Annotated in this window: 10 protein-coding genes; 6 read left to right on the forward strand and 4 right to left on the reverse strand. The window is 52.6% G+C overall.

What is annotated here, in order from left to right; all coding sequences use genetic code 11:
• The first annotated feature begins 25 nt into the window (after window positions 1–25).
• From BN2684_RS02945 to lgt, 4 genes are all read left to right on the forward strand, one after another.
• Window positions 26–952 (forward strand): serine hydrolase domain-containing protein, encoded by a 927-nt coding sequence (locus BN2684_RS02945; protein WP_058300687.1) that lies wholly within the window; start codon window positions 26–28, stop codon window positions 950–952.
• 75 nt (window positions 953–1,027) lie between these two features.
• Complete coding sequence (locus tag BN2684_RS02950; RefSeq protein ID WP_058300688.1) at window positions 1,028–1,459, forward strand: BlaI/MecI/CopY family transcriptional regulator; 432 nt, start codon at window positions 1,028–1,030, stop codon at window positions 1,457–1,459.
• Complete coding sequence (locus BN2684_RS02955; RefSeq protein ID WP_058300689.1) at window positions 1,456–2,256, forward strand: M56 family metallopeptidase; 801 nt, start codon at window positions 1,456–1,458, stop codon at window positions 2,254–2,256. Before BN2684_RS02950 ends, BN2684_RS02955 begins: the two co-directional genes overlap by 4 nt.
• 91 nt (window positions 2,257–2,347) lie before the next feature.
• Complete coding sequence (gene lgt / locus BN2684_RS02960; protein ID WP_058300690.1) at window positions 2,348–3,133, forward strand: prolipoprotein diacylglyceryl transferase; 786 nt, start codon at window positions 2,348–2,350, stop codon at window positions 3,131–3,133.
• 150 nt (window positions 3,134–3,283) lie between these two features.
• Here lgt and BN2684_RS02965 read toward each other — a convergent pair whose 3' ends face one another.
• Window positions 3,284–4,672, reverse strand: a complete 1,389-nt coding sequence (locus tag BN2684_RS02965) for a glycine--tRNA ligase (protein ID WP_058300691.1) — start codon at window positions 4,670–4,672, stop codon at window positions 3,284–3,286.
• Between the two features lie 519 nt (window positions 4,673–5,191).
• On the opposite strand from BN2684_RS02965, the gene BN2684_RS02970 reads away from it, so the two are divergent.
• Window positions 5,192–5,920 carry a GntR family transcriptional regulator gene (locus BN2684_RS02970; protein ID WP_058300692.1) on the forward strand — a complete coding sequence of 243 codons (729 nt, stop codon included), beginning with the start codon at window positions 5,192–5,194 and terminating at the stop codon, window positions 5,918–5,920.
• 336 nt (window positions 5,921–6,256) lie between these two features.
• The gene (locus tag BN2684_RS02975) at window positions 6,257–8,641 is read left to right on the forward strand and encodes a phosphoketolase family protein (protein ID WP_058300693.1); all 2,385 of its coding nucleotides are present in this window, start codon (window positions 6,257–6,259) and stop codon (window positions 8,639–8,641) included.
• A 142-nt stretch (window positions 8,642–8,783) separates the two neighbouring features.
• On the opposite strand, the gene BN2684_RS02980 is transcribed toward BN2684_RS02975, so the two are convergent.
• The 3 genes from BN2684_RS02980 to BN2684_RS02990 all read right to left on the reverse strand — a co-directional run bounded on the left by BN2684_RS02980 (window position 8,784) and on the right by BN2684_RS02990 (window position 11,816).
• Window positions 8,784–10,226: a TolB-like translocation protein gene (locus BN2684_RS02980; protein WP_058300694.1), complete on the reverse strand. Its 1,443-nt coding sequence runs from the start codon at window positions 10,224–10,226 to the stop codon at window positions 8,784–8,786.
• A 53-nt stretch (window positions 10,227–10,279) separates the two neighbouring features.
• Complete coding sequence (locus BN2684_RS02985) at window positions 10,280–11,080, reverse strand: hypothetical protein (RefSeq protein WP_058300695.1); 801 nt, start codon at window positions 11,078–11,080, stop codon at window positions 10,280–10,282.
• A 100-nt stretch (window positions 11,081–11,180) separates the two neighbouring features.
• Complete coding sequence (locus tag BN2684_RS02990; protein WP_058300696.1) at window positions 11,181–11,816, reverse strand: response regulator transcription factor; 636 nt, start codon at window positions 11,814–11,816, stop codon at window positions 11,181–11,183.
• Window positions 11,817–11,822 lie beyond the last annotated feature (6 nt).

Here is an 11,822-nt window from a genome sequence, read left to right on the forward strand (position 1 = left end):
ACCGCGTCGGGGAAAGGGGCTAATCGTGGAACAGGGGATACTGGATGATTTAATCGACTCCGTGCGGAGGCAGAATCTTCACGTGCTCAGCGTAGTGGTACGAAAGGATGGAGAAGTACTTGCCGAGCATGACTTTGAAGCACCGAAGCCTACGCTAATGTGGTCGGTTAGCAAAACCTTCACCTCCATGGCCATCGGAATTGCACAAAGTGAAGGCTTTTTAAGTCTGAATGATAAAATTGTCGATCATTTCGCTGGTGAAGTAACCGAGACGAATGATCGCCTGAAGAAAATGACCGTGCATGATCTGCTGTGTATGGGGACCGGACATGCCAAGTGCCCGATGGAGAAGGTCATCCGGGATCATGGGCCTTTTGATCATATCAGCAAGCTTTTCTTTGAAGAACCGGTGGTCTACGAGCCCGGAACTCATTTTGTCTATAACAATGCTGCGACGTATATGCTGTCGAAGCTCATTAGCGTGACAACCGGAGTGAGCGTGAATGAGTATTTGCGGCCTCGTCTGTATCAGCCGCTAGGAATCACCCAGCCGTACTGGGAGGCAGATGTCCATGGCATCTCGTTTGGATGCAATGGGCTCTATCTGACCGCACGCGAGCTGTCCAAGGTGGGCCAGCTGCTGTTGAACAAGGGCAGCTGGAACGGACAACAGCAGCTCATCCCTGCGGAGTACATTGCTAAGGCGACAAGATCGCAAATCGATACGTCCGATTTCCAGGAGTTTTTTGCGACGGTCGACCACAAGCAGGGATACGGGTATCAGTTATGGCGGAATGCTTATCCGAATTCTTATCGAATGGATGGGATGTTCGGGCAATATGTCGTCATGCTCCCGGACAAAAATGCGGTCGTTACCTACGTCTCCAACGAACCCACAAACATGACGGGAATATTGGAGCTCACTTGGAAGACTCTTGTGGATCACCTGTAAGCCAACAGGAACGGCAAGGGAATTGATCTTGTTGTACAGATATACTACAATACGTAGTATATTGAGGTGAATAACATGCAAATCAAGAAAATCAATGTACAAGGCGAGGGACTGACCCGCTTCTTTGGACCGTTAGAAGCCAAGATCATGGAGCTGCTGTGGTCGTCCGGGGAATTGAGCATCCGAGAGGTTCAGTCTGTGTTGACTCAGGACACGCCGATCTCGATCAATGCGGTCATGACCGTGATGAACCGGCTGCGCGAGAAGGGGCATCTCACGAAGACGGCGGGTGGAATCGGAAGAGCGCGTGGAGCCAAATTCAGGCCGTTGCAGGCCAAGGAAGAGTTTCTGGATGAACAGATGAAGGCCGTGTCGCAGGGGCTCATTCAGGAATATGGAAGCCTCGTTGTCACGCATATGATCGATGTGCTGGAAGACGCCGACGCGGAGATCATCGCCAAATTGGAGCAGAAACTGAACGAGATGAAGCGGGGGAATAAGCCATGAGACCGGCCGCCAAAGTGAAGGCCAGCTATGGGCTGATGCTGTTCATTGTCGCGGCTGTTATATTCCGAATGGCGGAGGTTGTCATCCATCATCAGGGCGAGATCCATTCCCACATATGGAGGATTCCCATCCTTTTATTCGACCTTCTTCTGGGTTATACCTTGATTCGGATCTTGTGGTCGGCTGCCAGACAGGGGTATGGAATGAGAAGCGGACTACGTTTGTTCCGTGCTCATGAGGATGCTCTCTTATCGAAGCAATTTCAAGAGAAATACAGGAATTGGAACACGGAGATCATCGTAGTGCGAGAGGATGCCTTTGTTGGGCTCACGATCGGGCTGAGGCGTCCTCGCATTGTCTTGTCCACCGGCGTGCTGGAACGGTTTACCGAGGAAGAGGTGGAGGCTATTCTGCTGCACGAGCGGCATCATTGCCAGAGCCGGGATAATCTGAAGCTGTTTCTCTCTACGCTTCTCGCAGATGCATTCGGCTACCTGCCGATCATAAAACCGGTTCTTGCTTACGCGAAGACATGGCGAGAGCTGTTCGCCGATCGCTATGCCATCGAGCAGATGGGAACATCCTTGCATTTGGGCAGCGTGTTGTGGAAGATGATCCAACTGGGGGTGATCCGGCAGCGCAGAGCGGTGCTTCATTTCATGGAGACAGCGATTGATTATCGGATGATGCAGATTATCGAGCCCGATGAGGTGGTGAAGGTTCCGCTGCGGCTTTATCGACCGCTGCTGGTTACCTGCTGCTTCTTGCTGTTGATGATGCTTGGCGGGAGCTCTTGATCCCGTTTTTTTGTGGATAAATATACTACACTGTGTAGTATGATTGGTAACAATCCGAGTAACCAGGTTATCTACCAAGGAGGAAAGACAAATGAGAGTGACTTTATTCATGATTGGCGACTATGCCGTTCGATCTTACGGGCTTGTCGTGGCGTTGGCCGTACTCTTGGCGATGGGGATGGCGACCTTTCTGGCCAAAGACACCCCTTATCAGAAGCATATCTCAAATCTGATGCTGTATCTCATCGTGGGGGCGCTTCTTGGCGCGCGGATCTGGCATGTTTTCTTCTTTCAATGGGAGGATTACTCCAGCCGTTTAGCCGAGATCCCAAAGTTTTGGAACGGTGGCCTGTCCATTCAAGGAGGCTTGGCAGGCGGGTTTCTTGCTGCAGCTGTTTATGTACGGCGATACCGGCTTTCGTTTTGGGAGTTGGCGGATACCTTGGCTCCCGCTATTGCTTTGGGCCAAGGCCTCGGCCGTATCGCCTGCTTTCTAAACGGGGACGCCTTCGGATCGCCGACCGGCTCCGGCTTCGGCATCGTCTATCCTCCGGGAACGATGGCGTACGATACATACGGCTCGCAACCTCTTTGGCCTGCCGAAGTATGGGAAGGGCAGTGGGATATCGTTGTATTTGTTTTGTTAATTCTTTTAAAATCGCGAAAATGGCCGAAGGGCTGCTTGTTTTTGACCTATAACATCCTGTATTCGGTCGCCCGGTTTCTCCTTGAACTTCTTCGGGGCGATTCTCCGCGGTATGCCCTCAGCTGGACGGCCGGTCAATGGACAAGCATGACGGTCATTGCGATCAGCCTGCTGCTTGGCCTGGTTCTGGTGATCCGCAGCCGGACCGAAGGTAGGGAGCCGATATCCTAATAAGGCCGTGTTGACTACTTGATTCCACAATATTACATTGGTAAAGTGATCACTGAGTTTTTCTATATAAACGTTAAACGGCAATAAGCAGGAGAACTGCTTATTGCCGTTTTCAATAGTGCCCTTATGGTTTACTCGGGGTGGATCAAATTAAAACTTGATGCGCTCCTGCAGGAAGCTCTTCAGATCGGCGATCGGCATGCGGACCTGCGACATGGTATCGCGGTCGCGTACCGTGACTTGGCCGTCGGTCTCCGATTCGAAGTCGTAGGTGATGCAGAACGGCGTCCCAATCTCGTCGTGGCGGCGGTACCGCTTGCCGATGGAGCCGGCATCGTCGTAATCGACCATGAAATCAGCGGCGAGGTCGGCAAATACGCGGCCCGCGCCTTCCGCCAGCTTCTTCGAAAGCGGGAAGATGGCCGCTTTGTACGGAGCGAGGGCGGGGTGAAGGCGGAGCACCGTGCGGCTGTCTTCGCCTTCCAGCTGCTGCTCCTCGTAGGCGTCGATCAGGAAGGCCAGCGTGACGCGGTCGGCTCCGAGGGAAGGCTCGATGCAATACGGAACGTAGCGTTCGTTCGCATCCTGGTCGATGAAGTTGAAATCTTCTCCGGAATGCTCCATATGCTGCTTCAGGTCATAATCGGTCCGGTCTGCGATTCCCCACAGCTCGCCCCAGCCGAACGGGAAGCGGTATTCGATATCGGTCGTTCCGTTGCTGTAGTGAGATAGCTCATCCTCCGAGTGGTCGCGCAGGCGGATATGACCTTCATTCATCCCGAGCGTCAAGAGCCAGTCGCGGCAGAAGCTGCGCCAGTATTCGAACCATTTGAGATCCTCGCCTGGCTTGCAAAAGAATTCAAGCTCCATCTGCTCGAATTCGCGCGTCCGGAAGGTGAAGTTGCCGGGAGTGATCTCGTTGCGGAAGCTCTTGCCGATCTGCCCGATGCCGAACGGCAGCTTCTTCCGCATGGTGCGCTGGACGTTCTTGAAGTTGACGAAGATGCCCTGCGCCGTTTCGGGACGCAGGAAGATTTCGTTGCCGCTCGATTCGGTTACGCCCTGGAACGTCTTGAACATGAGGTTGAACTGGCGGATCTCCGTGAAGTCCTGGCTCCCGCAGTCCGGACAGACGATGTGGTGCTCGTCGATCAAAGCCTTCATCTGGTCAAACGACAAGCCGTCGACGACGAGCTCGATCCCTTTGGCATCCAAGGCGTTCTCGATGATTTTGTCTGCACGGTGACGAGCTTTGCATTGCTTACAGTCGATCATTGGATCGTTGAAGTTGCCTACGTGACCCGATGCCACCCACGTCTTGGGGTTCATCAGGATTGCGGCGTCGAGGCCGACATTGTACGGAGATTCCTGGATGAATTTCTTCCACCAGGCGCGCTTGACGTTGTTCTTCAACTCAACGCCGAGAGGGCCGTAGTCCCACGTGTTCGCGAGCCCGCCGTAGATCTCGGACCCCGGGAAGATAAATCCGCGGTGCTTGGCCAGCGCGACGACTTGATCCATGGTTTTGCTTGTGCTCATGTTTGACGACTCCTTTTGGTCTGTTTTTTGGCGTTGTTGCCCGTGGAACAATGAGAAAAGCCCTCATCCCATAGGCATCCAACTTCGATGCCCAGGGACGAGAGCTGTATGCACCCGCGGTTCCACCCTAGTTGACGACCTGAGGCGGTCGCCCTCTTTTTTGCCGACGCTTCGGCTCCGGACTGCCTTTTCCCTGACGCTGCTTCCGGGCTTCCACCGCCCCCGGATCGCTGTGAAGCAAGCCGATCAAGTACTATTGGTCCATCACTGCCGATAGATACCGTTGCGGTAATCGTACCGGAAAATGAAGCAAGTTTCAAGCGGGTATTCGCAGAGACCTTCGGACGAGCATGAGCGGTTCCTAGGCTAAGCGGCGGCATGATCGGTATGCCCCAATTCCGAACCCTCATACTCGCATGCCAGGCTGCAGCACTACTCCGGGGGTGTAAGAAATGGTATAGTGGTAATTGCGGATGTAACACGTTCCGTCAGCGAGTATTCGAGTAGAAGGAGCCCTCCATGGCACAATTGATCTATAAGCAAATTATGGATGATCTGAAGAAGAAGATATTCGCCGGGGAATATTCGGATATGAGGCTGCCGGATGAACGGAGTCTTGCCAAGACGTACGAGGTCAGCCTCAGCTCTGTGAAACGGGCGCTCACCAAGATGGAGAATGCGGGCATTATCTTCAAGAAACGCGGTTCCGGAACCTACATCAACCCCCTGTATATAAAAAACGAATCGATCTTCAATTACGAAGGCTCGAATCTGGGCGTCACGGACAACTTTCAAATGAACGGGAAGAAGCCCAAGGTCAAGGTGTTGAGCTTCGAGGTCATTCCGCCTACCGAAGAGCTGCAACAGGAGTTGTTCTTGAAGCCCCATGAGTTTGTGTACAAAATCGTTCGCTTGCGGCTGTTCGACGAGGAGCCCTTCATGATCGAAACGGGGTACATCCCGATCAAGATCGTTCAGGATTTGGACCACACGATCATCGAGGGATCGATCTTTAATTACCTGGAAGATTCGCGCAACCTGGCCGTGACCAAATCGTTTCTTTCGATCTTTGCGGAGCCGTCCAATCCGGAGGATCAAGAGCTTTTGCACTTGAAGGCGAACGAGCCGGTGGGTATCATGGAAGGCATTTTCTTCTTGGATAACGGAACCCCCTTTGAGTTCTCGCACATGCGGTTCCATTACAACTATTTGAAATTCAACACCTTCGTATCGGTTCAATCGAAGTAGAGCGTGAGCTCAAACCGTTGTAACGAACGAAGGGAACGAGAATGATCGCCTGGAAATCGAGCCTAAGGAGCTCGTACAGAGGAAAGCTTCAAGCTGGGCCCGTCCGATATCGGCTTGAAAACGCGCTTTAAGGCCAACTCCGATTGGCCTTATTTTTTTTGTTCGCGGACGTGCATACTACCCTCATCTGACGATAAAAAAGAGGCGAAAGACATGAAATGTTCCTAATTTCACAAAATTGATACGTATCACTTTAAAATAAGATTGTATTTTTTGTTTTAATCGGTATGATGAACTAGTAGAAATAATAGATAGCAACCAATAGGAGTGGAACGAATGCCAACATCAGCGGTGCAAGTCGATTACTCGTCGAAAACGTATTTGGAAAAGCTCGACGCCTACTGGCGTGCGACGAACTACATTTCGGTGGGGCAGCTTTACTTGAAGGATAACCCTCTGCTGAGGGAACCCTTGAAGGATTCGGATGTGAAGGTGAAGCCGATCGGACACTGGGGAACCATTCCCGGACAGAACTTCATCTATGCCCATCTGAACCGGGTCATCACCAAGTATGACCTGAACATGTTTTACATCGAAGGACCGGGACACGGCGGCCAGGTTATGGTCTCGAACTCGTATCTCGACGGAAGCTATACGGAAATCTATCCGGGTATCACGCGGGATATCGACGGAATGAAGAAGCTGTTCAAGCAGTTCTCGTTCCCGGGCGGGGTTGCTTCCCACGCTGCTCCGGAAACGCCGGGGTCCATCCATGAAGGCGGCGAATTGGGCTACTCCATGTCCCATGGTGTCGGTGCGATCCTCGACAACCCGGATCTGATCTCGGCTGTCGTCGTAGGCGACGGCGAAGCTGAAACCGGACCGCTTGCCGCTTCGTGGTTCTCCAACCGGTTCATCAACCCCATCACGGATGGCGCGGTGCTGCCGATCCTGCACTTGAATGGCTTCAAGATCAGCAACCCGACGATTCTCTCCCGCCAATCGAAGGAAGAGATCACCGCCTACTTTACGGGACTCGGCTGGGAGCCTTACTTCGTCGAAGGCGAAGATCCGGCCTACATGCATGAAGCCATGGCGAAGGCGCTGGATGCCATCGTCGAGAAGATCCAATCGATCCAAAAGAATGCGCGCGAAAACAACGATACCATCCGCCCGGCTTGGCCGATGCTGGTCTTCCGCTCTCCGAAGGGTTGGACGGGGCCGAAGGAATGGGATAAGGTTCCGAACGAAAACTCCTTCCGCGCTCACCAGGTTCCGATTCCTGTGGACCAGAAGCATATGCAGCATGCCCCGGCTCTGTTGGAATGGCTGAACAGCTATCGCCCCGAGGAGCTGTTTGACGAGAATGGCCGCTTGATCGCCGAGCTCGCCGAAATCCTGCCCAAAGGCAGCAAGCGGATGGGCAAGAGCCCGGTTTCCGACGCCGGTCTGCTCACCAAGGAATTGAAGCTGCCGGATTTCCGCAAGTATGCACTCGACAACTCCACTCCCGGCAAAATCATTGCCCAAGACATGCTGGTCCTTGGAAAATACTTGAAAGACGTTGTCGAGCTAAACGAAGACAACCGCAACTTCCGTATTTTTGGGCCGGATGAAACGATGTCCAACCGGTTGAGCCCGGTATTCGAAGTGACCAAGCGGCAGTGGCTGGATGAGATCAAGGAGCCGAACGACGAATTCCTCGCTCCGTACGGCCGCGTCATCGACTCCCAGCTGTCTGAGCATCAAGCGGAAGGCTTCCTGGAAGGGTATGTATTGTCCGGCCGTCACGGGATCTTCGCCAGCTACGAAGCATTCCTGCGAGTGGTGGACTCGATGCTGACTCAGCACTTCAAGTGGCTGCGCAAGGCGACCGACCAAGGCTGGCGTGCGGATATTCCTTCCCTCAACGTGGTAGCGACCTCTACTGTGTTCCAGCAGGACCATAACGGCTATACGCACCAAGATCCGGGCTTGCTCGGCCATCTGGCTGACAAAAAGCCGGAATTCATCCGGGAATACCTGCCGTCCGATGCGAACACCTTGCTGGCGGTCTTCGACACGATCCTGAACGATCGTCAGAAGATCAACCTGATCGTATCCTCCAAGCATCCGCGCCCGCAGTGGTTCTCGGCGGAAGAAGCCCAGGAGCTGGTCGACAAGGGTCTCAAGATCATCGATTGGGCAAGCACGGATAAGGGCGGAGAGCCTGACGTCGTCATCGCTTCGGCGGGTACCGAACCGACGATGGAAAGCTTGGCTGCGATCTCCATCCTGCATGAGAAGCTGCCGAATCTGAAGATTCGGTACATCAACGTAGTGGATCTGCTCAAGCTGAGAAGCCAAAAGCTGGATCCCCGCGGCCTGTCCGACGAAGAGTTCGATCGCTACTTCACCAAGAACAAGCCGGTCATCTTCGCCTTCCACGGGTATGAAGGCTTGATCAAGGATCTGTTCTTCGATCGCCACAATCACAACCTGCATGTACACGGCTACCGGGAAAACGGCGACATCACGACGCCGTTCGATATGCGCGTCCTGAACCAGATGGACCGTTTCGACCTGGCGAAGGAAGCCGTCCTCAGCCTGCCCGATGCAGCCAAGCACACCGCCATCGTAGAGGAAATGGATGCCATCATCGCGAAGCACCATGTCTTCATCCGCGAAGAAGGCTTCGACCTTCCGGAAGTCGAAGAATGGGTATGGCAGGATTTGAAGTAAGGAACGCCACCCTTTTCGAACGAACAGAAGAACAGCAACGGTGAATGATCTCCAAAAAGTAAGGCTCCCCCAAAGGCAGACAGGCGAAAGAGAATGCCTGCTGTCGATGGGGGAGCCTTTTTCCTGCTCAAACGAAGCTCGTTTACTTCTTCAAGAAATCTTCGATGTCGGCGATTTGCAGAACCCCTTCGGGGTTCTTTTTCAGGATGGCGGTGCTGTTCAGCTCGACTCTCTCTATCGTACTCTTGCCATCGCGGTAGAGCACAGCGCGAAAGGGGACATGCTGTTCTCCCGCCTGATCGGATGCTGCGCCGACGGTCAGCTCCTCCTTGACTACCTTATAGGTAACCGCATGAGAATGCGCGTCCTTCACAATCTGATCCAGAACAGGGGTCAAGTCCGAACCGGAGATGAGGTAGCTGGAGAATAGCGACGGATTGCCGCTCTCCACTCCCTGAGCGAACGCATCTAAGAAGGCAGGGATCAGGTCAACCGGATCTTTGGGCAAATCCTTCATGGTAACGATCTTTGGTATTGCAGCGGAATCCTTGGAGCCTGGATCGACGATCATAGACGATTGGAAAATTTGCCGAGGCTGAATATCCTGATCGGCAATCTGCAAGGCGTCTTGGTCCAAGATTTTCCGCGGGGGCGCATCCCCCTGGAGGTCCTTCATAAACAACCCCGTTTCCCCGTAATCGGGAAGCTGGGTCAGCACTTCGTCCTCAGAGACAGAGTTGATCGGTTTGGAATAAATCAAATGGGATCCATCCGGTGTTAGGAGCGGATAGAACAGATAGGTCCCGAGGGAGAGCAGCTGCTTGGTCAACGTGTCGTATCGATAGGCTTCATGATTGATCGTCAGCAGGATGGAGCCGTTCGAATGCCACTGGGAGATATAGAACGAAAAGTCTCTCTCCGAAAGATCCCGGCCGACCTTGATCTGATCGGTGATTTTCCCTTGCTCCAGATCGTAGATCAGCAAATATTTGCCGTGATCGGCGTCCTCGCCTTGGTAAGCGATTCTTTGACGGTCAGGGGAATACGCCATTCGGTTTAGATCGCCTTTGACCTGGTCATCCGGGCTCAGTTTCAACGGAATTAAGCTGCCGTTCTGTTCATAGGCGTAGGTTTGGTCGCCGGTATAGCGGAGCGGGGAGGCCATTTCCTTCGAAACGCTGCCGATTTCATCCTCCGCTCGCTTGCTGGAAGAGGCGAAATGATAATAGAACGGTTTAATGGAGGTGTCGGGTCCTTGAATGCCATAGTGGACCCAATTTCCGTCGGATGAGAATTCCTCCGGATACAGGCTGTTCGCCCAGGACTCTCGAAATAAGGAGCGGGTGAACTCCTTATAGTCAAACGCGGTTTCCTTTCCCGCAAGGGCATCAGTGAGATTGAGCAGATAATGCTCATCGCCGGACGTAAACCACAACCAGTCAGAAGGGGAAGTGTGAACAGGGGAAGGAACAGAGATTTTATCCGAATCCCCGGAGACGGCGCCAGATCGCTTCGCCTGACCGCAGCCTGTTGCCACCAGCAGTAAACATAGGGCAAGAATGAATAATACCCTCGATTTCTTCAATGCTTTTTCATCCTCTCTATTCATAGTAAGAAGAATCGCTCACCCGATTGTCACTACCAAGGCCGGTAAGATCGGTCGATAATCATGTATCCATTGACGTTGTTATAGCTCGTGCCGACTGAACTGGCATCGTTGATGTAGCCTACCGTTGAGGCAAAGGAGCCATAGGTATCTTTATGAACGATCAAGCATCCCAGTGACGTCGGTGAAGACGGATTGTCTTGGTTATACCCTTTATGGAGTTGAATGGCGGTTGCGGTCTTGCTTACCTTTTTGGACCCGTACGTCGCGGGCACGCTCCCATTGTTATTTAGCAGCAAGGCCGCGTAAGACCCGCTATGGAGCCCGCTATTAAAAGGGGGGAGTGATCCATCGGAGTTGGTATTCTTGGTTGTGGCTACGGAATCGCTCTCGGGTTGGTCCGGCATGGTGCTTGCATCGAGAAAGACATTGTAAATCATATGACTTTTGACCACGACGGCCATCGCTTGAAATCGGCCTTGCACATGATAGGGTTCATACTTTTTCAGGGTATCCGTTAGAGGAGGGTAGGCATATGAACCCGCTCCTTCAAACAGAATGACAAGGGGATCGGAGGAAGATTGATCGATGTACTTCGTTTTAAGGACGGAATTGGTTGAGTAATTGTTAATGGCATTGAGAGCATTTTTTTGCGTTTGGCTCAAACCGGTATGGGTTGCAAGGAAGCCCTGCAATGCAGCCGGATCTACCAGGGTGGTGACGGCTTGTGTTTGAAGGCCAGATAACTCCGAATTGGCAAAGACAAAGGATTGCTGAGAGATAGCGGGAAGAAGGAATGCGGCTGCTAGACAGAGCCAAGGTTTAAATCTCATCTTAGTACCTCCTCAACTAGAAATATTAATCATATTTTCTATTATGAGGAATACAAGAGAAGAGGGATAGGGCGGAAGTCCGCATGATTACGAGAAGCGGTTATCCAATCGCCATTCCTTGCTGGTGGATCCATTTCACAACGGCTTCTGTTCGGCTTTGGACTCGAAGCTTTCCATAAATAGACGTTAGATGTTTTTCCACGGTTCTTCTACCGATAAAAAGGCTGCGGGCGATCTGCTCGTTTGTCAATCCGGAGCAAATCGCTTGAAGGATCGCTTTTTCAGTGGTGGTCAATTTGGCCTCAAGCGAAGCTCCAAGGGAGGAAGAGGAAGAGGTAAGAACGTCCGTTGATAAGGGGATCAGATTCCACGGAAGGCTGAAGCAAGTCGACTGGATGACATCCGGCGTGATGTCATTTCGATTAAGAAATCCGCGCACACCCGACTGGAAGAGGTCGATCAGCTTTGAAACCGGCTCGGCGGAGGGGAGCATGGCGATAATCCGGCAGGAGGGGCATAGAAGGAATAGCTTCATGATCGAAGGAGCATCCAAGCCGGGTACATTTGTATCGAGAAAGAGGTAGTTTGGAGAACTGATAGGAGTTTGTTTAATTGCTTCGGGAATAGTGGCAGCTTGAAAAAGCTCCAGCATGCCAGGCATGGAGGAGAGGATGGAGACAAGCAGCTCAGCTAGAGCAAGATCTTCCGTTAGAACCAATACGGAAAGAAGGGCCAAGGGACA

The sequence above is a fragment of the Gorillibacterium timonense genome (genome assembly GCF_001457415.1).
GTDB classification, from domain to species: domain Bacteria; phylum Bacillota; class Bacilli; order Paenibacillales; family NBRC-103111; genus Gorillibacterium; species Gorillibacterium timonense.